General features: G+C 71.1%; 31 protein-coding genes. All 31 read right to left on the bottom strand.

Features of this window, described 5'->3' with window-relative positions; genetic code table 11:
* Nucleotides 1-7 precede the first annotated feature (7 nt).
* Nucleotides 8-1,006, bottom strand: a complete 999-nt coding sequence (locus SCWH03_RS24835; RefSeq protein ID WP_173266598.1) for a LysM peptidoglycan-binding domain-containing protein — start codon at nucleotides 1,004-1,006, stop codon at nucleotides 8-10.
* 121 nt (nucleotides 1,007-1,127) lie between these two features.
* Nucleotides 1,128-1,565: a hypothetical protein gene (locus SCWH03_RS24830; RefSeq protein WP_173266597.1), complete on the bottom strand. Its 438-nt coding sequence runs from the start codon at nucleotides 1,563-1,565 to the stop codon at nucleotides 1,128-1,130.
* Nucleotides 1,566-1,578: 13 nt separating this feature from the next.
* Nucleotides 1,579-4,947, bottom strand: a complete 3,369-nt coding sequence (locus SCWH03_RS24825; RefSeq protein WP_173266595.1) for a hypothetical protein — start codon at nucleotides 4,945-4,947, stop codon at nucleotides 1,579-1,581.
* 11 nt (nucleotides 4,948-4,958) lie between these two features.
* The gene (locus SCWH03_RS24820) at nucleotides 4,959-6,932 is read right to left on the bottom strand and encodes a phage tail tape measure protein (RefSeq protein WP_173266594.1); all 1,974 of its coding nucleotides are present in this window, start codon (nucleotides 6,930-6,932) and stop codon (nucleotides 4,959-4,961) included.
* Nucleotides 6,883-7,188, bottom strand: a complete 306-nt coding sequence (locus tag SCWH03_RS24815) for a phage tail assembly protein T (RefSeq protein WP_443098667.1) — start codon at nucleotides 7,186-7,188, stop codon at nucleotides 6,883-6,885. Before SCWH03_RS24815 ends, SCWH03_RS24820 begins: the two co-directional genes overlap by 50 nt.
* Nucleotides 7,189-7,244: 56 nt before the next feature.
* The gene (locus SCWH03_RS24810; RefSeq protein ID WP_173266592.1) at nucleotides 7,245-7,646 is read right to left on the bottom strand and encodes a phage tail assembly chaperone; all 402 of its coding nucleotides are present in this window, start codon (nucleotides 7,644-7,646) and stop codon (nucleotides 7,245-7,247) included.
* Between the two features lie 11 nt (nucleotides 7,647-7,657).
* The gene (locus SCWH03_RS24805; protein ID WP_173266590.1) at nucleotides 7,658-8,071 is read right to left on the bottom strand and encodes a phage tail tube protein; all 414 of its coding nucleotides are present in this window, start codon (nucleotides 8,069-8,071) and stop codon (nucleotides 7,658-7,660) included.
* A 71-nt stretch (nucleotides 8,072-8,142) separates the two neighbouring features.
* Nucleotides 8,143-8,559, bottom strand: coding sequence for a DUF3168 domain-containing protein (locus tag SCWH03_RS24800; protein ID WP_254076997.1), 417 nt, complete (start codon nucleotides 8,557-8,559; stop codon nucleotides 8,143-8,145).
* Nucleotides 8,556-8,975 (bottom strand): HK97-gp10 family putative phage morphogenesis protein, encoded by a 420-nt coding sequence (locus SCWH03_RS24795; protein WP_254076996.1) that lies wholly within the window; start codon nucleotides 8,973-8,975, stop codon nucleotides 8,556-8,558. The genes SCWH03_RS24800 and SCWH03_RS24795 overlap by 4 nt, the downstream gene beginning before the upstream one ends.
* A gap of 17 nt (nucleotides 8,976-8,992) precedes the next feature.
* Complete coding sequence (locus tag SCWH03_RS24790) at nucleotides 8,993-9,166, bottom strand: hypothetical protein (RefSeq protein WP_173266588.1); 174 nt, start codon at nucleotides 9,164-9,166, stop codon at nucleotides 8,993-8,995.
* Nucleotides 9,166-9,504 carry a hypothetical protein gene (locus tag SCWH03_RS24785; RefSeq protein WP_173266586.1) on the bottom strand — a complete coding sequence of 113 codons (339 nt, stop codon included), beginning with the start codon at nucleotides 9,502-9,504 and terminating at the stop codon, nucleotides 9,166-9,168. The genes SCWH03_RS24790 and SCWH03_RS24785 overlap by 1 nt, the downstream gene beginning before the upstream one ends.
* 1 nt (nucleotide 9,505) lies before the next feature.
* Nucleotides 9,506-9,853 carry a head-tail adaptor protein gene (locus SCWH03_RS24780; protein ID WP_173266584.1) on the bottom strand — a complete coding sequence of 116 codons (348 nt, stop codon included), beginning with the start codon at nucleotides 9,851-9,853 and terminating at the stop codon, nucleotides 9,506-9,508.
* The gene (locus tag SCWH03_RS24775) at nucleotides 9,850-10,446 is read right to left on the bottom strand and encodes a hypothetical protein (RefSeq protein WP_173266582.1); all 597 of its coding nucleotides are present in this window, start codon (nucleotides 10,444-10,446) and stop codon (nucleotides 9,850-9,852) included. Before SCWH03_RS24775 ends, SCWH03_RS24780 begins: the two co-directional genes overlap by 4 nt.
* A gap of 12 nt (nucleotides 10,447-10,458) precedes the next feature.
* Nucleotides 10,459-10,803 (bottom strand): hypothetical protein, encoded by a 345-nt coding sequence (locus SCWH03_RS24770; protein ID WP_173266580.1) that lies wholly within the window; start codon nucleotides 10,801-10,803, stop codon nucleotides 10,459-10,461.
* Nucleotides 10,803-11,192, bottom strand: a complete 390-nt coding sequence (locus SCWH03_RS24765) for a hypothetical protein (RefSeq protein ID WP_173266578.1) — start codon at nucleotides 11,190-11,192, stop codon at nucleotides 10,803-10,805. The genes SCWH03_RS24770 and SCWH03_RS24765 overlap by 1 nt, the downstream gene beginning before the upstream one ends.
* Nucleotides 11,193-11,205: 13 nt before the next feature.
* Nucleotides 11,206-11,577 (bottom strand): hypothetical protein, encoded by a 372-nt coding sequence (locus SCWH03_RS24760; RefSeq protein WP_173266576.1) that lies wholly within the window; start codon nucleotides 11,575-11,577, stop codon nucleotides 11,206-11,208.
* A gap of 15 nt (nucleotides 11,578-11,592) precedes the next feature.
* On the bottom strand, nucleotides 11,593-12,456 hold the full coding sequence (locus SCWH03_RS24755; RefSeq protein ID WP_173266574.1) for a phage capsid protein: 864 nt from the start codon (nucleotides 12,454-12,456) through the stop codon (nucleotides 11,593-11,595).
* Nucleotides 12,457-12,474: 18 nt separating this feature from the next.
* Complete coding sequence (locus tag SCWH03_RS24750) at nucleotides 12,475-13,224, bottom strand: hypothetical protein (RefSeq protein WP_173266572.1); 750 nt, start codon at nucleotides 13,222-13,224, stop codon at nucleotides 12,475-12,477.
* Between the two features lie 53 nt (nucleotides 13,225-13,277).
* Nucleotides 13,278-14,243 carry a VG15 protein gene (locus SCWH03_RS24745; RefSeq protein WP_173266570.1) on the bottom strand — a complete coding sequence of 322 codons (966 nt, stop codon included), beginning with the start codon at nucleotides 14,241-14,243 and terminating at the stop codon, nucleotides 13,278-13,280.
* Nucleotides 14,240-15,748, bottom strand: a complete 1,509-nt coding sequence (locus SCWH03_RS24740; RefSeq protein WP_173266569.1) for a phage portal protein — start codon at nucleotides 15,746-15,748, stop codon at nucleotides 14,240-14,242. The genes SCWH03_RS24745 and SCWH03_RS24740 overlap by 4 nt, the downstream gene beginning before the upstream one ends.
* Nucleotides 15,749-15,758: 10 nt before the next feature.
* On the bottom strand, nucleotides 15,759-17,393 hold the full coding sequence (locus tag SCWH03_RS24735; RefSeq protein ID WP_173266567.1) for a hypothetical protein: 1,635 nt from the start codon (nucleotides 17,391-17,393) through the stop codon (nucleotides 15,759-15,761).
* Complete coding sequence (locus SCWH03_RS24730) at nucleotides 17,377-17,859, bottom strand: hypothetical protein (RefSeq protein ID WP_254076995.1); 483 nt, start codon at nucleotides 17,857-17,859, stop codon at nucleotides 17,377-17,379. Before SCWH03_RS24730 ends, SCWH03_RS24735 begins: the two co-directional genes overlap by 17 nt.
* Before the next feature lie 528 nt (nucleotides 17,860-18,387).
* Entirely contained in the window at nucleotides 18,388-18,660 is a 273-nt protein-coding gene (locus tag SCWH03_RS24725; protein WP_173266565.1) for a hypothetical protein, read from the bottom strand.
* Nucleotides 18,661-18,685: 25 nt separating this feature from the next.
* Complete coding sequence (locus tag SCWH03_RS24720; RefSeq protein ID WP_173266563.1) at nucleotides 18,686-18,913, bottom strand: hypothetical protein; 228 nt, start codon at nucleotides 18,911-18,913, stop codon at nucleotides 18,686-18,688.
* Between the two features lie 69 nt (nucleotides 18,914-18,982).
* On the bottom strand, nucleotides 18,983-19,462 hold the full coding sequence (locus tag SCWH03_RS24715) for a hypothetical protein (protein WP_173266561.1): 480 nt from the start codon (nucleotides 19,460-19,462) through the stop codon (nucleotides 18,983-18,985).
* Nucleotides 19,463-19,629: 167 nt separating this feature from the next.
* Nucleotides 19,630-19,806 carry a hypothetical protein gene (locus tag SCWH03_RS24710; protein WP_173266559.1) on the bottom strand — a complete coding sequence of 59 codons (177 nt, stop codon included), beginning with the start codon at nucleotides 19,804-19,806 and terminating at the stop codon, nucleotides 19,630-19,632.
* A gap of 34 nt (nucleotides 19,807-19,840) precedes the next feature.
* Complete coding sequence (locus SCWH03_RS24705; protein ID WP_173266557.1) at nucleotides 19,841-20,110, bottom strand: hypothetical protein; 270 nt, start codon at nucleotides 20,108-20,110, stop codon at nucleotides 19,841-19,843.
* Nucleotides 20,107-20,769 (bottom strand): hypothetical protein, encoded by a 663-nt coding sequence (locus SCWH03_RS24700; RefSeq protein WP_173266555.1) that lies wholly within the window; start codon nucleotides 20,767-20,769, stop codon nucleotides 20,107-20,109. The genes SCWH03_RS24705 and SCWH03_RS24700 overlap by 4 nt, the downstream gene beginning before the upstream one ends.
* Nucleotides 20,769-21,221, bottom strand: coding sequence for a hypothetical protein (locus SCWH03_RS24695; protein ID WP_173264452.1), 453 nt, complete (start codon nucleotides 21,219-21,221; stop codon nucleotides 20,769-20,771). Before SCWH03_RS24695 ends, SCWH03_RS24700 begins: the two co-directional genes overlap by 1 nt.
* A 12-nt stretch (nucleotides 21,222-21,233) precedes the next feature.
* Nucleotides 21,234-21,842 (bottom strand): hypothetical protein, encoded by a 609-nt coding sequence (locus SCWH03_RS24690; RefSeq protein WP_173266553.1) that lies wholly within the window; start codon nucleotides 21,840-21,842, stop codon nucleotides 21,234-21,236.
* Entirely contained in the window at nucleotides 21,839-23,437 is a 1,599-nt protein-coding gene (locus SCWH03_RS24685; RefSeq protein ID WP_173266551.1) for a GIY-YIG nuclease family protein, read from the bottom strand. Before SCWH03_RS24685 ends, SCWH03_RS24690 begins: the two co-directional genes overlap by 4 nt.
* Between the last annotated feature and the right edge of the window lie 11 nt (nucleotides 23,438-23,448).

The following is a 23,448-nucleotide window of genomic DNA, read 5'->3' as shown; positions in this document are numbered from 1 at the left end:
CGATCGATCAGTTGGTGACGGTGAAGCCGCAGCGACTGCCCAGCTTCTTCAGGGATGCGGCTCCGGGGATGCCGTCGGCCGCCGTGCCTCGGTAGCCGCAGCGGCGCTGCCAGGCGGCGTAGGCGGTGCGGGTGGCGGTGCCGAAGTGGCCGTCCGCGAGGCTCGGGGCGAGGAGCCCCTCACGCACGAGGGCGGTCTCTACGGTCTTCACACCGCGGTAGGAGACGGGTGTGCCGCGCTTCGGCGGGTCCGCCAGCGCCGCGGCGGTCAGCTTGGACAGGTCCACCACCGGCCGCGGCGGGGCGGCCGGCTTCACGGCCCCGGTCTTGCTGGGGGTCGTCAGCTCCTGGCCCGGCACGATCCGGTACGGGGCCTTGAGCCGGTTGGCCTTGGCGATGTCCTTCCACGGGACGCCGAGCTTCCGGCCGATCGCGGAGAGGGTGTCGCCGGCCTCCACGGTGTACGGGCCGCCCGGCGTCGGTGTCGGCGCCTGCGGGCAGTCCGGGCGGGGCGCGCCCTTCCGCACCCACGCGTACAGCGCATCACCAGGGCAGGCGGTGGCGTAGCCGTCGCGGTGCCCGCCGAGCCAGTCCCCGGCGGGGCCGTGCTCGCGGCAGTAGTCGATGGCGTTCCGGCCGCCGTGCAGCTGGGCGTCGGTCGGCTGTGTCAGCCCGGACGATCCGACGAGCAGCAGCACCGCATAGTCCTGCTCGTTCAGGCTGGTGTTGCCGTTCGCGGAGTTGCGGCGCTTCAGGCCGCGGCCCTCGAACACGGAGCCATGGGTGCAGACGACGAAGCTGTAGCCGATGTCGGACCAGCCGTTGCCGTCCATGTGCGAGGTCTGGATCTTCAGCACGTAGGCGGCGCACGCGGTGTGCGGCCGGTCCTCGTAGACGGTGCCCAGGTAGTGGACCTTCACGCCGCGGCGGGCGCGCGAGTACGGGGTGGCGCCGCTCGGGGTGCGGTACGGGCGCGCGCCCCACTCGGCGCGCGAGATGAGTTTCATGGGGCCCTCCCGGGCATGAGAAAGGCCCCGGCCGGCGGCGCGGGGCGCAGTGGATGGTCAGCAGGCGGGCGGGCCGGTCCAGCGGCGTACCGTCAGCCGCCCGTACTCAGGATGGTCACGGCTACACCACCTCGTGGACAGTGACGATGAGCTTGGTGAATGCCCCCAGCACCTGAATTCCCGTGCCGCTGGAGATCGATCCCCGCAGCTTGAAGGTGTGCGTCCCGGCGGTCAGGGTGCCGCGCCACAGCATGGCCGGCGAGCCGAAGTCGCTGGCGAGGTCACCGGTCCAGCGGGCATTGCCCGTCACTCCGGCTCCGTCCAGGTCCAGCGCTCCCGCCGCGAAGGCCGTGGTCGTGCCGGTGGCGTCGAAGCTGAAGACGGCGTGGGCGACGTACACGGCGCCGGCGGTCTCGGCGTCCAGGGTGATGCTTGCCCCGGGGACGTCGGCCTCCGTCGTGGTGAGGGCCAGGTTGCTGGTGCCGACCGCTTCATAGGTGCGGGGCCTGAGCCGATCGGCCTGGCCGGCGGTCATGATCTGCCCGGCGAGAAGAGGCACAGGGTCCTCCCTTTCAGAGCGCGAGGCGCATCGGGTCTTGCAGGGACACGGGTGTCCCCGCCGCGTGGGCCTTGCTGATGGAGCGGGTGACGGTGAAAAGCTGCGGCGTGACGACCTCGTAGGCGTCGTAGCGGAGCTCCAGCCCGACATTGGTGAGGCCCGAGAAAGCGGATCCGGTGGCGCCGATACCGCCGGCGTCGATCTGGCCGGTCACCACGGTCTCGGTGTGCTGCCACCCGGCGGGCTCCGCCTGGCCGACCGGCCACACCTTCAGCTGCATGGTGTGGCCGGCGAGCCGGACACGGAACTCGAACTCCTGTCCGGCGGTGTAGGTGTACGGCGCGGAGGGGGATGAGCCGATCTGTGTGGTGTCCCGGGTGACGGAGAGGAACATGCTGCCGCCGGTGCTGAAGTGCACGCGCGCCCGGTAGAAGTTCGAGGTGTCGACGTACCGCAGCAGCACGCCCGGGACTGCGGACGCGCCGGTGGCGACCGCCGACGCGGACAGCCGTACCCGGACTTCCGCGTCGGCGACGTGTGTGGCGACCAGCCGCTGAAAGCGGATCGTCGACACCGTCGGCGTGAGGGTGATCACTCCGCGGCTGCCGTTCACGGACCGGTCCGAGGCCGCGCCGCCCACCTCCGTCCACGCCTGCCCGCTGGTCGCAGTGCCCCACGTGCTCGCCAGAGTGCGGGTGAAGGAGTCGGCTCGGTTCGTGATGGCCGACACCGTCATGCGCTCCCCGCCGGCCTTCACGTCGAACGGAAACATCGCGCCGTACCCGGCGGTGTCGATCCAGCGGGGTCCGACCGCGGTGTCTGTGTGGACCTCCAGCGCCGTGTCCGATGTGGACGCTGCGGTGCTGAGGATCGCGCCGTCGGTGTCGAGTCGGCCGAGCACGGGGTCCTCCAGCACGCCGACCGTCCACGGCCTGGCCGGGGTGCAGTTGTAGGTGATCTCCCACTCGTAGCGCTTGAGTTTCTCCGTGTAGCCCTGGGCGAGTTGGTCGATGGTGTCCGGCGGCAGGTTGGCCGGCGGGTTGGTGATGTTCAGCCGGTCCCCGATGTCCATGGCCAGCACGGCCGGGATGAGGTGCGGGGCGGCGTGCAGCTGGACGTGCACGACGGGATAGCGGGACTCGTCCCACGTGCCCAGGTGCATCCGCCACCCGGCGATCTGGGGCGCCTGGGTGTCGAGCGAGAGGGACATCGTCACCGACTCCTCCACGGTCCCGATGCCGCCCTGTTCCGGAGGCAGGATCGACTTCGGCCCGGTCTCCCGCACGACCCGGGCCTCCGCACCGCCGATGCGCCTGACGGTGACGTCGTTGCGGACGGCCTGGTCGTCGTCGACCGGCTTGAGCGAGGCGGCCTTCACCTCGCCTGGTGCGGCGTAGTCGAGGGTGAGCTTCACGGTCTGGTTCTCCAGCGAGCTGTGGTCCCGGTAGACCAGGCCGAGCCGTTCGCGGTGCTCGTAGAGGATCCCGGCGTCGGTGGTCGCGGCCTCCTCCAGCAGGGTGATCAGCGGGTTCGGCCGTTGCGGGCCCATCCGCTCGCTGTTGCGGGTGGTGTCGCCGTCGAGGAGGACGAGGTCCACGACGCTGGATTCCTCGAGCGTCAGCCGCTCGAGGCGGCGCAGGGCCGACTCGCCGGCGAAGCCGTCGTCCGCGCCCTCGTAGATCGCGGAGCCCGGGGTGGTGCCGCTGCCCGCCACGGCGACCGCGGACAGGTGCCCGATGGTCATGCCGGCCGTTCCCGCGGCCCAGTCCCCGGCCACGCCGACGGCCGTGCCCAGGGCGCCGGTGTAGATGGTGGAGGCGCGCGAGTAGCCCCCGGCGCCGGCGACGTCCCGCCACGCGGCGGACAGGCGGGTGGTGCCTCCACCGGCGTCGCTGACGTAGATCTGCAGCCGGTTCCACGACCCGGTGAAGGCTGCGATGGCGGTCGCGTTGGTGTAGAGGAAGAAGGCGAGCACGTCGCCGGTGGAGTCCTGGGCTTCGATGCGGATGCCGGCGGTGGAGGCGTAGACGACGGCCGTGCGCATGGTGGACCCGGCCGCGGTCACGCGCAGGATCTCCGTCTGTGAGGCAGGCATGGCCGGCAGGTAGTACACGAACTCGACCTGCCACCCGGCCGCGGCCGCCCGCGGAATGGCGCCGCGGAGCGAGGCGGGGTTGCGGAGCTTCGGCAGCGCCGACGACCCGGTGAGGGTGTCGTCTGAGTCGAAGTCGAATCCGGTGATCGTGAGCGGGGCGACATCAGGGACCGGGCTGTACGCGCGGGTGGCGTCCCGCCCCTCTTCCAGCGGCCAGTACGCCTTCAGCGCGGTGGCGGTGGGGATGCGGCGGCGCAGTGTGGACTGCAGGGCCTTGCGGCCTTGCCCGAGGCGGCGCTGGATCCCGGCCGCGTGGATCGCCACCCACGCGTCGTTGCCCGAGGGGTCCCAGTCCTGCGGCCACTTCGACACCTCGGCGTGGGCCCGGTACTCCCGGTCGGTGATCCGGGCGTCTCCGGTCGTGGTCCAGGTGCGGCCGGCGCTGTCGGCGAAGGAGGTGGTGTCCTCGGCGAGGCTGCGGAAGTCGGGGGTGGCGACGGCGGTGCCGCCGATTCCGGAGCGGACCTCCGCGCGGTGCACGCGGCCGCGGATCGGCAGCCGCGGGATGGTCGTGGTGGGGACGCTCGGGCACAGCTCCAGGGCCGTGGTGGAGTTGAAGATGGACGTGGTGCCGGGCAGGACCGCGGTCGACAGCAGGGTCCACGGGCCGTCCAGCGACTCGGCCCAGTACAGGGACGGCACGTGGCCGCCCGCGCCGTCGTCGACGTCCAGGGTGGCGCGGAAAGCCGCCCGGGTGAGCCCGCCCGGGAGTTCCTTCTGGATGAAACTCGACGTGGCGTCCGTGCCGCCGGTGGTCCAGTTGAAGATCAGGATCCCGTCGAAAGTGCGCAGGATCCACGACCGCTGCCCGTCCGTGCTGCTCCACTTGCCGATCAGGGCCTGGCTGCGGCGCCCGTACCAGTCGCCGGTCGCCTCGATCCGGACGTCGAGGTCGCCGGTGATGTCGAGCGCCGCGGTGTCCGGGGTGGTGGCGATGTCCGCCTGCTCCCCGGTCAGGGCGAGGTACGACTCAGGCCCGGGCACGCTGACGCGGAGCGGGGTGTTCAGGCCGAGGAGCCCGTAGTACGGCGAGCGCGGGTTGCGCGGGGAGTACTTGCCGTGCCGGTTGTTGAGGGTGAGCGTGGCCTTGGTCGGGTCGGTGCGGACGCCCTCGGCCTTCCGGCCGCGCTCGATGATGACGGGAGCGCTGTCGCGGACGTCGGCGGACACGTCCGTCCACACGCCGCCGATCATCAGTTCAGTGCGGATGTCGAGCGGGAAGGACACGCCGCCTCCTCTCAGGCATGGCCGACCTGGCCGAAGGTGTACTGGACGTCGCCGCCGCCCTCGGTGCGGACGACTTCGCTGATCCACGTCTTGAACGGGCCCTCGCTGCCGTCCAGGACGAACCTGACGACGCTCTCGCGGGAGCCGTCGCCGGTGCGGCGGACGGCTCCGGCGACGCCGCGGAGCATGCCGTCCAGCTTGGACAGCGGCAGGACGGCTTCGTCCTCGGAGCCCTCACCGATCATCGCCAGCGTCGGGCCGGTGGTGATACCGCCCTCGGCGAGGTAGGGAATGTTCGGGGTGCTGAGGGTGATGGACGGGATGTCCACGCCCATGATCGAGCCGCCGCCGAGGGAGATCGAGAAGCCGTTCCACTTGCCGATCAGCCAGTTCACGGCGCTGCGGAAAGCGGTCTTGATGCCGTCCCACATGCCCGACGCGGCGCGGCTGATCCGGCTCGGGAGGCCGGAGACGTAGGAGACGACTTGGTCGAACCAGGCTGAGACTTTGCCGGGGACCCGCTTGAGGGTGTCGATCCAGCCCATGACCGCGTCGACGCCGGCGGCGACCTTGTCAGTGATCCACGCCCAGGCCGTGCCGGTCTTGGACTTGACCCAGTCCCAGGCCTGCCCGACAGCGGACTTGATCCACTCCCAGGCGGCGGACAGCTTCGCGACGATCTGGTCCCACACGCGCTTGGTGGCCGCGGCGATCTCATCCCAGTACACGACGATCAGCACGATCACCGCGATCAAGGCCATGATGCCGAGGATGATCCACGTGCCCGGCCACGCGAACAACGCGGCGTTCCACGCCCACTGCGCGATCACCGCGATACCGATCGCGAGCGCCAGGCCGAGCAGGATCGGCACCAGGGCGTTGACCAGCCCCGGATGGTCGGCCATGAACTTGGAGATCGTCGCGAGCGCCGGGGCGAGTAGTTCGCCGAGGGTGGTGGCCAGCGTGCGCCAGATCGCGTCGAGGGACTGCGAGGCGGCCATGCCGTCGGTCGCGTTCTTCGCCGCCCCGGCGGCCTTGTCCATCCCGGAGGCGGCGGCGGCCGATGCCGGGTCCATCGCCCACAGGGCGTCGGCGCCTTCACCGGCCATGTCGCCGAACAGCTGCACACCGAGCTCGGCCTGCTTGGCCGGGTCCTTGATTCCGCGGAGTGCCGCGAGGGTCTTCTGCAGGGCCTCCTCGGCGGGCTTCCCGCCCTTGCCGATGTCCTCGAGCATCTGCTTGGCGGGCAGGCCCAGGGCCTTGAATCCCTCGGCTGCCCGGTCGGTCTCCTCGCTGGTGATGCGGGCGAACTCGTGGATGACGTCGGCGGCCTGGTCGATGTCGCGGCCGCCGGCCTTGACGTACTGGGACATCATCCCGAACGCGGCCTGAGCGTCCAGGCCGAGGCGGGAGAAGTGCTTGCCGTACTCGTTGATGACGTTGGGGATGTCCGCGACCATCGACTTCGGGAAGGTCTGCGCGGCCTTGGTCATGACGTCGAAAGCCTCGGTGCCGTTCTTCACCAGACCGTTGGCGATCATCTGCCCGGCTGCGGTCGCCGAGTCGCCGACGTCGAGCTGGAAGGTGTCGGCCAGCATCAGGGCGTTCTTCGTCATCTCGGCGAGCTCGTCGTTGGTCATCTCGCCCACGCCGCCCATGGCCTGGGCGACGCCCCCGAGGGACTCGTTGACCTCGTCGATGGAGGCGCCGAAGCCCTGGGAGAAGACCTGCCCGGCGACGTCGCCGGCGCGGGCGGCCTCCTCCTGCGTGAGGCCGAGCTGGTTGGTCAGCCGGGCGTTGGCGTGCTTGGCGTCCATGGCGTTGGTCAGGCCGACCATGAACAGCCCGCCGACGGCGGCGCCGGCAGCCGCGGCCTGAATCCCGCCGAGGCTGCTCTCCACCTGGTTCGCGGCCTGGTCCGCGCCGTGGGTCAGCTCATCGGTGTTGATCCCGATGGTGACGAGCAGCTCGTCGAGGGTGGTCACGGTCGCCGCCTCCTTCCGTGAGGTCCGTGCCGCCGAGGCGGCGGTTCATGGCCTTGGCCGCGGCGAGCATCGACTGCCAGTCCATGGCCTCCTTCGGCCCGCGGTCCCACTGGGGCAGGAAGTCCTTCGGAGTGGCCTTGCGGCCCTTGCCCCGGGCGGTGTTGGAGACGGTCGCGCAGAGCATCGCCAGCAGCCCGTCCATGCGTTCCGGGCCGAGCGGGCCGGAGATCTTCTCGTAGGCCATCCACTCCGTCAGCTCGGCCGAGCTGTGCGTGCGCAGCAGCTCCGCGACGGAGACACCCTTCTCCAGCGCTAGGCGGAAGTAGAAGCGCCGCTCTGGGCGGCCGCGGAGTTTCCCGCCGCGTCCTCCACCGCGCCCTCGGACAGGCCCGACAGGCGCTGCGCGACCTTCGCGACACGCTCGAGGACCCGGCCGTTCTTCTTCCCGAGGGCCTTCACTTCCTTGTCGGTGAACAGGCGCTCGAAGTCCTCGCCGACCAGGGTGCGCGAGGCGAGCTTGGCGAGCTGGTCCTCGAGGTTCACCCGCTGCGGCTTGCCGTTGGAGCCGATGACGATGAGGGAGGACTGGTAGGCGTTGCGCTCGGTGCCGGACAGGCCCAGCACCCGGACGGTGCCACCCCACTCGGGCACCGGGACGTCCTCCCACTGCCGGTCGTCGGCGGCGAGGATGGCGTCCTTGCTGAGAAGCGTCATGGTGGTTCCGTTCAGGAGAGGGTCGGCTTGCCGGAGATCTTGAACGTGAGGCTCGCGGTGGCCTTGTCGTCGTAGGGCATCTCCGGCTCGAAGCCGGTGAGGATGGCCTTGACGGTCCAGGTCGTGGCGCCGCTGTCGGGGAAGACGATCTGGTAGTTCCGCGGGGCGGGGTCGTCGAAGTCGTCGACCAGGACGTCGTGCACGGCCGGCTGGTAGTTGATATCCGCCGACACTTCGCCGGCGTCCTTCAGACCGCCGAGGAACTCCATGTACGCGTCCGGGGACCCGTGCGAGGTGACGTCCAGCGTCTCCCGGGACAGGCCCGGACCGGACAGGTTGGTGACGTCGGCGATCGCGGTGAAGGTCTCCGAGACCTCCCCGTCGCCGCGCTTGAGCTGTACTCCGAAGCCGTCCATACCGCCCATGGCTGTTCCTCCTATGGCGTGACGAAGCCCCCGGCCGCAGCGGGCTCGGGGGCGGATGGGATTGACGCGGGTCAGTGCTGCTCGGTGACGACCCGGTAGCGCAGCACCACGTGCCGGATGTCGCCCGGCGGCTCGGGGTCGGTGAGCGTCTGGGAGAACTCGAAGCGGGTGACGACGTGCTCCTGGTCCTCGATGGTGAGCGGCTGGTGGTCCAGCAGCTCGGTGACGCGCCGGGCGATCGCCAGGCCCTTGCTGTGCCCGCGGTGCTGGGTCCACACGTGCAAGGTGACGACTGTCTGCCGGCCGAAGCCGCCGTGCCGGTTGTCCGGCGTCTCGATCGCCTCGCCGATCACGACGTAGGCGTACTCCGCGTCCTCGGACACGTAGTCGTACACGCCCGTGATGAGGTCCATGAGCGGAGCGTCGCCGGTGAGACGGCCGTAGATGGCGGTCTGGATGGGGCCCATCGCGGACGGGGCGGTCGTCATGACAGCTCCTTGCGGATCTCGGCGGCGATCCGCCCGCCGATCTTGTTCCGCTCGACCTCGAGCGCGGGGCCGAGCGCGGGCTTGGGCGGGAACCGGCGGGTCCCGAGCTCGTGGTAGACCGCGTAGTCGTCATCGCGGTCCCACCAGCCGATCTCGGCCCGCAGCCCGTTGTTGCGGAACCGGGCCCTGACGGACTGCTGCAAGTTCCCGGTGTCCTTGCGGACGGCCGCCTTGGTGTGGTCGACGACCGCGGCCGCGGACTCCTTCAGAGCCCGGACACACGCCGACTGCACGTCTGGCCCGAGCTCCTGCAGCCTCTGCCGCAGCTCGTCCATGCCGACCAGCTCGACGGTGACCGGCCCGCTGCGCCGCACGCGCCCGCGCGCGCTCGAGCGACGGCCCCTGCGTGCTGCCACGGCAGCCCCCCCCTTTCTCAGCGGCGCCGCTCCAGCAGGCGGCGGATGGACGCGAGTTCCCCTGCCACCGCCAGCAGGGCCCACGCCACGGCGCGGGGTTCGTCGACGTCTGTGTCCCCGAGGCCGAGGAAGTCCTCGGCCCGGGCGCGGCACTCGCTCGTCTCCGTCTGCGGCAGCCTTGGCCGTTCCATCAGGAGCCCAACTCGACGACAGCGACAGTGACGGAGGTGACGGCGTCGTAGGTGATCGACGCGCGGCCGTTCGTCCCGGCGAACAGCCGGGGCAGCGGCAGGATGCCGGTGTCGCCCGCAGCCACGACGAGCGCGGCGTTCTCGATGTCCAGCCCGGATACCGTGCCCGGAGTGGCGACCGTGGCGGTGTGCGGGGACGCGTCGCCGTTGATGACGACGAGGAAGCGGCCCGGACCGCACGGGGCGGTGTCGCCGCCGGAAGCGGCCGCCACAGCCGCGCCGGAGAGATCTGCCAGGCCCCCGTCGACGGGCGCCGAGGTGACGGTCAGTGCGGCCATATCAGGCCCCTTCCTGCTGGGTGAGTTCGACGAATGCTTTGCTGTAGACGGGCCGTGAGGGCTGCACCACGGACTGGACGCGAAAGACCTGGGCCTGGCCGAGGCGGTCGGTGCCGCGCAGCTCGTCGCCGCGCCGCACGTCCGCGGTCGGCAGGAGCCAGATGTCGTGCGAGTGCCGGGAGCCCGACTGCGCGGCCACCAGCCGCTCCGCGGGGGAGGGCTGGTCGACCTTCGCCCGCACGGTGCCCTGCAGCACCAGGCCGGTCTCCTCGCCGCCCGCCCCGTCCGGGACGGCGACGATACGCCAGACCTCAAGCCGCCGGGTCAGGTACCGGCCGACGCGGCTCACCGCGACCTCAGCGAGCTCACGCCGCCGCCGAAGCGGGCCGCCAGACGCTCCCGCCAGTGCTGCGGCAGGTCCATCTCGGTGAGCCGGCCATCGCTGGCGTAGGTGACGGCCCAGTCCCCGAGACGCTCGGAGGTGACGACCCTGTCGGCGGCGATGCCGGTGCCGTCCTCCTCGGCCCGGGCCGACTTCAGCGCGGCCGCGACCATCCGGCACACCAGGTCGACGATGTCCGCGGGGACGACCGCCATACCGTGGGTGTAGGTCACCTCCACCTCAGAGGGCCCGTCACACGCGGTCCAGCCGGCCGCGCGCCAGAGCCTGCCGGTACGCAGCCGCCAGTCCGTGAGCGGCTCACCGTCGAGCTCGACCGATGCGACCGAGACGACGGGCAGGCCGGGTAGCGTCAGGCGCTGCCCTTCCTCGCCCTCAAGGGTGATGGTCGACGTGGTCTGGGAGATCGGCACGCCCGCGGCCTCGCGCACCGCGGTGGAGGCGACGTCGAGATAGGTCTCGACGAGCGCCGTCTCCGACGCTTCGACCGTCAGGCCGCGGGCCTCGAGGTCGGCCACCGCCGCCAGCGGGTCCAGTGCCACGGTGGCCCCCTCTCAGCCGGTCATGTCCATCAGGTCGGCCTTGGTGTAGTTGGCCGCGTCGTCGGCGGACATCTGCCCCTGAGAGACGACGTAGCCGATCCATTCGGACTTCGGCGCGCTGGCCGCGGGCTTGGCCCGGCCCCCAGACGGCGGCGTGCTGGGCTTCTCGGAACCGCCGGCGTCCGGGGTGGCCTCAGCCGGTGCCGGGAGTTCGTCGTCGCCCCGGTACGGGCTGCCGTCGGCGTGGACCCGCCGGAGGTATCCGGAGGTGAGGCGCTGCTGGATCGGCTCCGGCAGCGGCAGGTCCATGGCGATGACCTGTCCGCCCTCGCCGCGGACGTGGATGGTCTCGGGCATCACGTGTTCCTCGGGATCTTGAAGGCCGTGATCGTGCCGGCGACGAAGCCGGTCGCGATGTCGACGAGGATCGTGCCGTCGTTCTGCAGGAACCGCCCGCTCTCGAACGGGCCGATCCAGCGGGTGGCGTTGTTGCCGACGTTCACGACGAGGTTGCCCAGCCCGGACGCGAGCGCGGGCGGGTTGTCCCCGGCGAGGACGGTGACGTTCCCGCCGGTCGACCCGGCCGTGACCCGCAGCAGCGTGAGCTCGGGGACCGCCTTGCCGCTCGGGCCCGCGGTCGGGATCGTGTGCCCGTTGCCGGTGCCCGCGTTGGTGGCGGTACCGGCCGGGTCGGCCAGGTCGCCGTTGGGGACGAGGTTGCTGTACGCGACAGCGGTGCGTGCCATGGGTCGCGCCTCCTTACGTGTTCTTCGGCAGGTGGAAGACGGTGATGCCGCCCTGCGGGCTGGTGCCGGTGAAGTCGATCTCCATGGAGCCGTCGGACTGCATGAACCGGCCGGAGTCGAACGGGCCCAGCCAGCGCGTCCCCTGCGCCGGGACGGAGACCGTGAGGTCCCCCTGCCCGGCGGCCTGCGCGGCGGGCTTGTCCCCGGCGCGCACGACGATGGAGAACGCATTGCTGGCGTGGTCGTTGGTGTAGCGGATGACCGTGCGCTCCGGCTCGGCCCTCGCCACCCGCATGCCGTTGGCCGCGTCGATGGCGTCGCCGAAGTCCTCGGTGTGGGCACCGTTGGGCTGGAAGCGCCGGACGGTGATCGCGGTGCGTGCCATCAGTCCCTCTCCCTATCAGGCGGCCGGGTCGATGTAGGCGATGGCGATACCGTCCGGGCGGACGAGCTTCGCGCCGTACAGGGCCAGTCCCTTGACCGCGTCGCCGAAGCCCTTCTCCGGGCGGTACGCCTCGGTCTTGTTGATCTGCTCCGCAAAGCTGATCGCGGCCTGGACGCCGCACTGCACGACCGAGACACCCGCGGTCGGCTCTGGGGTGTTGTTCGACTCGTAGATGTCGAACCCGGCCGCCCGGCCGACGAAGCCGTTGCGCAGCGCCATCGGGTCGTTCGACTTCGACGCGTCGGTGAACCGGTCGTCGAGGAGCAGCGAGGCGTAGCCCTCGGGCGGGACGACGCAGTACCGGCCCATCTTCGGCACGTCGGCCCGGGTGAGCCGGGTCCGCAGCGGGACGAGGACCTTGTCGTAGAAGTCCGTGGGCGTGGTGTACGTGTTGATCGGCGCGCCGGTCGAGCCGAGCACGTTCGCGGTGACCGCGCCCGTGTAGAGGCCGGCGACGTACTGGTCCGTCTGGTCGGCGAGCCGGTACGCCGCGCGGGACATCGCCTCGGGCATCACGTTGCCCTTGGCCTGCCGCTTGTCGACGTCGTCGACCTTGAAAGCCCAGTACTTCGCCTGGTCGATGACCAGGGTGCGCTGCGCGTCGGTCAGCTCCTCGGGGTTGACCTCGGTCACGTTCGGCACGTAGGTGCCGATCGTCGGGTCCGAGATCGAGGTGATGCGGACGGTGTCGCCGGCCTCGGCGATCTCGCCCTCGTAGTCGCGGTTGACGACCTGCGGGCCGGCGTAGACGAGTTCCTTGCGCCAGCCGACGAGCAGTCGTGCCGACCAGATCTCCGGCCGGAAACGGGTGATGGCCATGGGGTGCTACCTCCTGGGTCAGCCTGCGCCCAGCAGATCGTCGAGCTGCCCTGCTTCCTGGGCCTTGACGATCTGCTCGGGCGTCATGGTCTTGAGGTCTCGCTCAGTGAGCTGCTTCGGCCGGCCCGCCTTGCGCGCTGCGCCGCCGTCGCCTGTGCCCTGGAACCTCGTGGCCTTTGCGGCTGCCAGGTAGGGCTTGTTCTTGATGAGGTCCTCGATCGCCTCGGCGATCTCGTCCTCGTCGACCTCGCCGTCCTCGTTCACCTCGAACTGGTCGAGGTCGAGGAAGGTGAGAGCGTCCTTGGGGTCGGCGAGCCGGCCCTTGGCCGCGGCCCGGACCTCCGAGCGGAGGATCCGTCCGTTCGCCTTCGCGGTTGCGTCCTGCTCGGCCTTGCGCCGGGCGGCGTCCGCGTCGTCCTTGCTGTCCTGCTCGGCCAGGCGCTCCTCGAGCGCGCGGCGCCTGTCCCGCTCGGACTTCCACTTGCCCTTCATCGACGCGAGCGCGCGCTTGCCCTTGTCGCCGAGCTCCTCGGCGCCGTCGGGGTCGGCGTCGTCCTCGTCGTCCTGGCCGCCGTCGCCAGCGTCCGCCTCATCGTCGTCCCCGGCGCCGTCGTCCTGGCCGTCGCTGTCGTCCACGGCGTCGTCGTCGCTGTCGTCGCTGTCGTCACCGTCGGCGTAGAAGAACGGGGAGAACACCCCGTGCGGGTAGGGGTGCGCCCACCCGGGCACGTGTGCGCGGGCATGGCGGGGCAGGGTGCTGCGGTCCATAAGGGGCTCCCATTGCGGGGTCGGGCGCCGTGCGCACTGTGCGCCGGGCGGGGTCAGACGATGAAGCCGTGCTGCCGCAGCAGCCGGAGGGCGTGCTCGCGGTCGTCGGCCAGGCGGAAGATCTCCTCCGGCATCAGGCGCGGCGTGCGCGCGACGCGGTACCGCTGGCCGGGCACCTTCTGGAAGTTCTTCAGGCGCCGCCCGGCGATACCGCGCCGGGTGATGCCCTCGCTGGTGGCCAGCACGCGGCGGCCGAACACGCTCGCCGAAGCCATGCCGCGGCGGGCGTTGACGACCTGGGCGATATCCGCCCCGGCCTCGATCGCCTTCACGGCGGCCTCGCCGAACGTCCGCCGCTTCTGCGCCTCGGACATGGCGTCGAACACCTTCCGCGGATCCTGCGCCGTGGGCTGGTGGTCCCGTGTGACGGGTTCCATGCCGCAGTGACAGCGCGGGTGCCGCAGGAACGCGCGGCTCACCCCGTACTCCCGGCCGGCCAGGACCAGGCAGCGCGAGCACGCCCCGGACTCCACGACCCGGATGTAGGAGGTGACGCCCGGGCGGGACGCCATGCCCACCAGGTCCGCGGCCCGGCCCGCATCCGCCACCGCGGTCTTCACCACGACGTCGAGGAGGACCTGGCCGTGCGCCATGGACTGGACGACCGGCTTGCCCTGGGTGACCAGCCGCAGCGCCGCCCACATCGGCGCCATGAGGACCTCGGCCAGCGCCCGGCCACTACCGTCCACGCCGGTCAGCGCCGACGGGCTCAGGTGGTCGGACTCGGCCTGCTCCGGGTCGACACCGAGGAGCGCCAAAAGCCACGGCTCCGTCGCCCGGGCGGCCGCCAGCTGCCCGCCCGAGACGATCGCCAGCACCCGGGCCATGAGGACCAGCCACGAGTCGTAGATGTGGTCGCGGTCGATCTGCCGCCACGCTCCGCGGGCCGCCCGGGCGGTGGCCTCCGCGACCCGGGCCCGCGCTTCCTGGTGCGCGACGCCCTGCGGCGACGGACTCACGCCGCATCCTCCTCGGCCCCGGGCTCCTCCTCGTCGTCGCCCTCGGCAAGGGCCGGCGGCCGCCCGCCGCCGGGTGCCGCGCCCGTACCCCCGGCCAGCGCACGGGTGATCTCCGAGACGGGGTCGGCCTCGAGCTCGCGCTCCTTCATCGCCACCACGTCGGCGACCTCGGTCGGCGTGAGCCCGTACCGCAGCGCCAGCCACTCGAAGGGGAAACCGAGCTGCCTCAGCTTCAGCAGCGCGTCGGCCATCTGCGCGTGCGAGCGGGACTCGGTGTCCGCCCACAGCACCCGGCCTGACCGCAACGCCTCCGCCTTCGCCGTCTCACCCCTGGCCAGGGCGATCAGCCGCGCCATCTCCCGCAGGCCTTGGCCGAACCACAGCTGCTTCTCGTCGCACCGCTTCACCAGGCCGGTCTCCGCGGCGAGCAGCGCGCCCTCCGCCAGGTTGGCCATCTTCCCGATGAGGTAGTGCTGCGGCGTGCGGGTCTGCGCCGCGAGGTGCCCCACGGCCACCTCGATCAGGCCCGTATACATGCCGAGGTTGGCGGCCTGCCACTCGCCGATCCGGACGTCCTTGCCGTTGAACATCATCACGCGGTCCACGGCGAACTGCTGAATGTCGACCGGCTGCTGCCCGACGACCTCCCCCGCCGCATTCAGCTTCGGGATCACCGGCCGCTCGGCGCCCATGATGACGCGCTGAGGGAAGCTCGCGTAGTCCGACGCCGTGAACAACTGCGCCCACAACAGGTTGATGGCGTCCTGCATCGCGACGACACCACCCACATCCGAGATCGGGTCATCCACGAGCATCGGCTTGTTCGGCAGCTCCACCATGGGCACAACACCCATCGGGTTCGGCTGCGGGTTCGGCTCGTCGCGGAGCTCACGCGGCCGCCACGTCTTCAGCTCCTCGTCCACGTCGACCATCTGCGCCGACTTGTCCTCGCCGCCCGACAGGTGGGGGCGCTGGAACTTCCACACCTCGCCCTTCAGGTACAGCGTGGCGAAGTCGGTGCCGCCGTCCTGCCACAGCTTCAGCGCCGCGCGCCGGTGCCGACGGGAGCCGGGCTCGTAAGCGATGACGCACTGGGCCGCGTCCTCGAACGTGACCACGGGCATGCCCTCGTCGTCCGGATCACCCCACACCAGAACGAAGCAGCGGGCCCCGGTCACCGCGCCGAGGAACCCCAGCTGCGAGTCGGCGTCCAGGCCGTTGACCTGCCACACCTTCCACAAGTCCTTGTCGGCCTGCGTCTGCCCGGACGCCAGGAACCCGGTGACCGTGAGCCGCTCCACCGGAGAGTCGGCGACGACCTGCACCCAGTTGTCAGAGAAGTCCTTGTAGCGCTTGCCGTGGAACTTCGCGAACTCGTCGGACGCGAACTTCAGCGGGTGCTTCCCGCGGTAGTAGTCGTTGTGCCGGTCGATGTCGCTGCGCCGCCGGACCAGCTCGTTCTCCAGCAACGCGACCAGTTGGAGGGCCTGCGCCTCCGTAGCCATGGGGCCCTCCTCAACTTCCGTAGTAGTAGGACACCTGCCGCTCGGCCAGCCCGGCGGCGATCACGTCCCCGAGCGCCTCATGGGCAAGGATGCTCGGAATCGTGGCGTCGATCTTCTGGGCGGGGCTCGCCTTGCGGAGCACGTACCGATCCGACGGCCGCGCGGCCGCCCGGGTGTTCGCGATGTGCGCCTCCGTGATCGAGCAGCCGTCGTGCGCGAATGACGCTCCGTCCACATTGCGCTTGAGGACATCGGTCCGCAGCCGCTCCGCAGCCGAGTGCATCTGGACCACGCGCCGCGTGTGCCAGCGGATCACCCGCTCCTCGCCGTACTTGTCGACCCACTCGTCGACCTCGGTCTCCCAGTACGGAGGATCGGCATACAGCCTCACCACGTCGTACCGGTTCATGATCTGGTCCATGGCCGCGCGCACCTCCGCGCGCGGGACCTGCCCGCCGAAGTCGGCCGGGTTCCAGACCGTCGGCTCGTCGTCCGGCCCCCACAGGGGAGTGAACTGGTAGCCGTCCATCGTCTCCGCGCGGATCGCCGTCCAGTCGTCCACGTCCGAGCCGTCGAACCCGAGCACGATCCGCGTCATCGGCCGCACCCTGCGCGGCTTCGCCTTCGCCGCCCACTTCGCGACGTCCAGCCACGCAGACGAGCCCGCCACGCACCGGTTACCGAAGAACCGCTCAGCCTGCGCCGGGTCCTTCTCCAAGATCTCGGCGGTCTCCGCCTCGATCGCGTCCAAGTCGACGTGCGCCGACCCGGCATACACGATGGCGTGGATCCTCCGGCGCTGCCGCTTGTCCCCATACGAGAGCGACCGCGGCGCCTGCGGGTGGTAGCGGAAGATGTCCCGGGCTTTCGACTCGCTCGTCGTCTGCGCGACGGACTGCTCGCTCGGATCCCACGCGTTCGTCGTCTCCATCGACCGGCCGCCCATACCAGCCGTGCCGCGGCGCTGCGTCTCCGCCACCCGGCGCAGCTTGTTCGCCGCCGTGTAGAGGCCGGTCTCGTCCTGCAGGGCGAAGATGATCGGGTTGCCCAGACGAGACAGAGCCGACGACGTCACCACGTCGATGCGGCCCCGGTCCGCGACCCTGGTGAACTCCTCCCCGACGCGCATCACCTCGCCGAGCGGGCCCAGCTTCACCATCGACTGCAGCGGCCGGTACACGTTGGCGACCTGGTCCTCCGAAGTCGCCGTCAACTGGATCTGCGGCGTCGGCCACGGCACGCCCATCGGCTCCCCGGCCGGATACTCATACCACCAGCCGCAGCCGCAGCCGTGATCCGAGCACCGGTACCGCTCCCCGCCCCGGGCCCAGCCAGCGAACACCACGGGCCCGGCAGCCTCGGCCAGGACGATCGTCGCCGACCACGGACCCTTGCCCGTCTTCTGCGGCGCGACCACCTGAGAGCGCCGGTACTGGAACGCCGGCGCCAACTGGCCCACCCGCGCAGCGGGCTTCACCCGGTAGTGGTTGACCGTGCACCACAACTGCCACGGGTACAGCTCCATGTCCTCGCCCTGGCGGAAGCCGTCCGGGACCGGACAGTGCGCCTCGATCCAGTCCGGCACGACCCACAGCGTGGGGAAGTGGACGACGAACTCAGCTGCGGCGTCAGTCGCCTTCGCCACTGGGCACGACCTTCAGCCGGTCACGCGCCGACGGGCGACGCACGGGCGCCCGCGGCGCGGCCGGAGCGGCCTCCTCGGCCGGCTGCTCCGTCGCCGGGGCGATCCGCCACCGGTTCCGCAGCATCCCCGCCACGCTCAGGCCCAGCGAATCCAGATAACCGCGGACCATCTTCTTCACGTCGACCCGGGCGTCCGGCCGCTCGGCCTCGGCCAGCGTCCGCACGAACAGCGCGACCTCCAGCACCTGGCCCAAGTCCTCCCACATGACCGCCTGCGGCTTCGCCCACAGGTCTGACCAGACGTCCCACTCCCGATCGGCGGGCTCGGTCAACGGCCACTCCGGCAGCGGGCCCTGACGGCCCTCCGCGGGCAGCGTCTTCCACCCGGCGGCATCCGACGGGCGGTTCCGCCGCAGCGCGTTCGGGTCCGGCGCCGGCCCGGAGGCGGCGTGCCCTCCACGAGGCATAGTCGATCACTCCTCACAGCTGCGTTGCGCAACACTGAGCGCCGTCACCTTGCGTGACGGCTGGGGACCTTCTGACCCGGCGGACCTCCTCGCGCCCTCCCCCGCGCTGTCCCGCCCCCTGCCGCCGGGGGTCACTCCCCTGGGGTCGGGTCGCGGAGGGTGACGGTGCTGGTCAGTGGCCGAACGTGTCGCGCGCGGTCTTGCGGCTGTGATGCCGCTTGGACATGGCCTGCCAGTTCGCGGGGTCGTAGCCGCGCGGTCCGAGTGGGCCGAGGCCGTCGATGTGGTCGACTTCGGTGGCGGGGTCACGCTGCAGGGGAGGTAGCGTCTCGCACTCGTCGCACTCGCAGTACGGATGATCTTGCAGGTAGCGTTCGCTCGCTGCGCGCCATCGTCTGTCGTAGCCCCTGCTGTGTGGGGTGCCCCTGTCCGTCCTGGCCTGGGCGAGGCAGGGGGGGCATCGTCCAGCGGGGGTCAGGTTCGGGCAGCCAGGCGTCGGGCAGACCTGCTTGGCCCTGCGCGGCATGGTCAGTGTGTCCGTGAGGGGCGCAGTTGCTGCGGAACACCGTGCCCCTCATACGCCATCCGCATCCTGCCGTGCATCTGAACCAGGGCGCCTTGAAGTCGCTCGATGGCCGCGAGGCAGGCGTCACCGTGGTCCCTGCCCTGCGTAGGGAAGCCGATCTCACAGCAGGACATGCCGAGGATGTGCCGCTGGGGGAAGCGGCTGTAGAGGTACGCGGCCCGTGTGCGGTGGACGTGTCGCAGAGCGCGTGCACGGCTCGGGTACGGGATGGGCATGGGCTGTCTCCTCGGGAGTCTGTGATCAGCGCACGGGGATGGAGACGGTGACGACTACGGCGTCGTCTCCTGCCGCAAGCTTGTGGCCCGTTTCGCCGCGTGCGTGCAGAGCGACCATCACGCTGTCCAAGCTGATATCCAGGGCGCGCACGTCGCTGGCAGGCAGGCCGAGCGCTTCGCAGATCGTGCGCAGCGCGCTCCGGGGGACGTAGTCGGGGATGGCGGGGAGATGGATGGTGTGGGCATTGTTCACGATGTCCTCCGTGCATGCGTGAGCCCGGCCTGCGTGGTGCGGGCCGGGCTCGGGGCGGGGTGGGGTGGGTCAGCCCTTGAGGTCGGGGCAGAGGTGGGCGTGCACGGCGTCGAGGATCTTCTCGCCGGTCTCGGGGGTGGCGATCTCGGGCAGCCGTGTGGTGACGGTGAACCGGGCGAGGGCCTGCTGCACTATCTGCTCACGGCCTTTCGAGGACGAGCTGCTGCACTGGTTGAGCCCGCGGCTTACGGCCTGGTCCTCTTTGCCGGGCTTGATGATCCGTGGGTCGATCGTGTTGAGCGCGTCGAGGAACGCCTGGCGGGTTGCGGCGTCGGGCTCGGGCGGTAGGCCGGCTGCTTCGCGTGCCTTGTCCTCGTCCACGGTGACCTTCTGGTTCTTGGCGTCCTCTTCGGTGCTGTTGCTGCCGACTACTGCGGCGATGATGACGAGGGCCAGGATGATCGTGATGGGCAGGCAGCCGAAGGTGAGGATCTTCTTGTTGATCTGCCGGTTGCGTTCGGCGCGGGCGATGGGTTCGTCGGCTTTCATGGATCCCCCATGGGCTGGCGTGGTGTGAGGGGCCAGCTTGACGGACGGGGCGCCGTGTGCGGGCGGGTATGGCGAAAGCCCCGACCGGGGGGGTGGTCGGGGCTTTCACGCGGTCAATGTCTGGACATACGCGTCCGGGGTCAGTGTGACACGCCGCGATTGAGCGATCAAGCAGCGTCTTTCGTCCGCTGGATGGCCCTGATCTCGTCGAGGTCGACGATGGCTCTGCCGTAGTAGTCGTGGCCGTGCTTGGTCAGCTTGCCGCGCTGGAGCCACTTGCGCATGGTGGCTGGTTTGACGCCGGTGCCGAGCGCGGCGGCTGCGGTATCCACGAGTCTGCTCACGGCTCCAGAATGCCACCGGCCGTCCCGGGGGGCTTCAGTGGGTGCGCGTGTACCGGATCAGACCCCCGATGGGATAGGGGCCCTGGACGATCGTGACGCCGGGCCCGTGCTCGACCGCACGGCCTGCGAGAAGCGCCTCGGTCATGTCGTGGCGAAGATGCACACCCGTCGACTCACGCGGCAGGTCCCACGTGCACCCGTCGTCGCTGCTCTCCTTCAGGTAGCGAGCGGTCGAGTCCACGTCGGCGGCGGGGCTGAGGTCGTGGATACGGAGCCAGCGCAGGGCCCTGTCAGCGGGGGTCATGTCGTGCCTTCCTGAGCTTGGGTGTCGTGGTGGACGTGGGCGCGGGCGGGGTTGTCCGGGTCGTCGGTGACCCAGAACGTGTAGTCGCCAAGGAACCCCTTCCGGGGCCCCTCTCCCGAGCCGTTGTTGCTGTTGTTGTTGCTGGTCAACACCCCCTCATGGGTGGGAGACCGGTCGGGGGAGAGGGGCGGGATATCGCGCGCCCTCACCCCGGTCGATACGCCGGCCCCCTTCATCCGCACCCCGTCGCCGTGCGGGACGCCCATCTCCTGGAGGGCCGTGCGGACCTCCTCCGCGGGCCGCTTCAGGTGCTCGGCGAGGGCCGAGATGTGGACGTGGGGAGAGGCCAGCTGGTGCAGCGCGCGGACCACCACATCGGGGGCCAGACCGCTCTCCCCAGCGGCCGCCGGCGCGGCCTCGCCCGGGGGCTCGTCGGGGGCCTTCGCCCGGAGGCCGAGGACGACCGCCGCCACGAGCCATCCGGCCGCCGTGGTGTAGGCGATCTCAGTGGTGTGGGGCAGGCCCTTCACGAAGCCGCAGGCGACGCCGACACCGAGCAGCCGCACACCGACTCCCTGGCGCAGCCAGGCGCCGATCCGGCCGGACATCAGGCTGGAGCCGACCCACACCGCGCGCCAGAACGCCATCCACCAGTCCATCAGGCCGCCACCATCGCGAGGATTGCCATGGCCAGCTCGACCGGCGCGGCCCAGATCGTGCTGTCCCCGGCGAGGGGGAACACGACGGCGGAGATGAGGCCGAGGCTTGCGGACAGGCCCGGGGAGAGAGGCGCGCACAGGATGATCACGACGAGCAGTAGGCAGACCGCCCCGACACCGACATCGCCGAATGCCCCTCCGCTCCCCGTGCCGACACCGAGGCCGGTGAGGCCTTGGCTGATGAGCCGCTCGGGGTTGGCCCAGATCTTGCCCGCCGCGCTGAACGCGGTGCCAGCGAGGAAGGCGAAGATGACCGCGGGGTTGTCCTTGAGCTTGACCTTGCCTTTGCCCTTCACGCCCAGGACCAGGAGCGCGGCGAGGACGAGAGAGATACCGCCGGCGCCTACGGCTCCGAAAACGGCTCCCCCGGCGCTGGGTGCTGCGAGGTACATCAACGGGTGCTCCTAGATCAGGGCGTTCGGGGTGTTCAGGGCAAGGGCGAGGAGGACAGCGGAGTCCGGGATATGCGCGACCCAGTCAGCGGCCGCGTGGACCTCCGGGGACGCCTCGGCGGGGACGAGCCGGGTGAGGCGGGAGGCGAGCCACCAGGCGACGGCGTAGAACATCCCGGCCACGCCGATCGCGCCGGGGCCCGCGTCGGCGAGGGCGTCGGCGACGGCCGGGCCGATACCGACGACGTAGCCGACGCAGGCCGCGGTCCCCCGCACCAGGACCCAGCGGCGCATCCGGGCCCGCCACGGGCTGACGGTCGGGCCCGGGGCGGGGGTGATGGTGATCTGGACGCCGGGCGCGGCCAGCACCTCGAGGACCTCCCCCGCGGGCTGCTGGCTGTCCTGATCGTGCTTGCGGAGGCTGTACCAGGGGATCTGCTGCGGCTGCTCCGGCTCGTCGACCAGCTGCTCGTCGGCGTACAGCCGGTCAAGCCAGTCCGGCTCACTCATCGGCACGCGGGCGGGCTGCTCCGGCTGCTCCGGGGGCAGGGCGTCCGGGCCGACACCGCGGCGGCGCAGCAGGCTGCGGATACGGCGCTCGTCGGCGCCCGGGCCGGTCACGATCGGCCCTGCCGTGCTTCCCGGAGGTAGCGCTTGGCCGTGGCGGGGCTGACGCTCAGGAGCTCAGCCACCTGCCCCGAGGTGATCCCCGGGTCCTGAGCCACGAGCTCAGCCACCTTCGCGATGCCCTCGGCGCGCTGAGCCGACTGTGCGGTCAGGTGGGCTGAGAAGCCGAAAGCCGCGGGCTCCTGGTCCCGGGCCTGAGCTGGGGGCTCACACGCTGTGGCCTGCGCAGTTGCCAGCGCGGGAACGGGGTCGACGGGCAGTGGCTCATCGGGCTGAGCCTGAGGCTCTGCCACGGCCGGCGAGGTGGGCTCATCCGGCTCAGGGCCGGGCTCGTCCGGATCGGCCTCGGGCTCATCCGGCTCACCGAGGTATCGGGCAAGGTCCCCCCGCAGCTCGAACCACTCGGTGCCCCCCGCCCGCAAATCGGTAAATCGACCGTGGAGCGCCCGCTCGTACTGCTGGTCGCCGTGCTCCACGCGAACCACGTCGCTGGGACGCAACGACAGCGACGAGATGCGGCGCTTCAGGTTCTGCGACGTGCCGATCTTGACTCGGTTGCCGTTGCGCAAGAAGTAGACGATGGGCGCGTGGGCGGCGCCGTAGAGAGCCTGGACGTCCTCAACTGGCTCCCCGACTGGTCCGCTCGGAGCTGAGGGAGGCTGAGGCCTACGAGGCTTGCTCGGGACGGCCTCCGGCCTGCCGACCGCGCCGAGCAGGGCCGTAACTGCGGCGTCGGTGCGACCTTCCGCCCGGGCCTTGTTGAGGACATCGCCGTCCTCCTCCGTACCCGTCCACGGGGACGCCAGGGGTACGGTCGCCAGCTCGCCGGAGGTACGGCGCGCGGCGAGGTCCCGGAGCAGCCGGTGCCGCGCCTCGCTGTCCGCGCCCACCCGGGCGCGGGCGACCGCGGCCGCCAGGCGCCGCCGGCCCCAGCCGCGCAGCTTCGGCCGGGACGCCAGGCGCACGGCGCGCGCCATGGCCCGGTCCCGGCTGATCTGCTCCGCGGTACGGTCCCGGACCGACAGGCCGAGACGGGACAGCAGGCGTTCACGGAGTTCGCGGGCGAGGAGTGCGGGCATCGACTGGGAGTCGGCCCCGGGGCGGCTGTGGCGGAGCTCGATGCCCATGGCCAGGTGCCAGAGCAGCGCGGCGAGGACCGGGCCGACGACGGCGCGGACGGTGCCGCCCCAGAAGCCGGACTCTGCGTAGGCGGGGATGATCTGGACGCTGGTGATGACCCAGACCAGCACCCCGGGCGTGCCCGGTGCTCCGGCCGTGCTCAGGTTCTGCCGGGCCATCAGCGCCGTGGCGAACAGGGCGACCTCGGCGGCCGCGAACATGAAGCCGCGTTCGGTCGTGCTGGTCATGCCGAGGTGGTCGCGCGCGTAGGCCCAGCTGGTGTCTGCGGAGTACGCGGTGCACCCGGCGGCGGCGACGGCGGCCATGATGACGGCGGCCGGCGGGCGGTCGGCGGCGCGCAGGGGGCGGGTCGCGGCCCATGCTGCGCCGAGGATGGCGAGGAGGGAGAGGGTGGCTGCGGCTGCGGCGGGCCAGGGGTTCGTGGTGGCCCACGCGGTCAGGGGGTTCACGGTGCGCTCCA

The sequence above is a fragment of the Streptomyces pacificus genome (assembly GCF_011766325.1).
In the GTDB taxonomy this organism is placed as follows: Bacteria; Actinomycetota; Actinomycetes; order Streptomycetales; family Streptomycetaceae; genus Streptomyces; species Streptomyces pacificus.
Note: the sequence above shows the minus strand (reverse complement) of the source record. Positions and strands in the feature narration are given on the sequence as shown.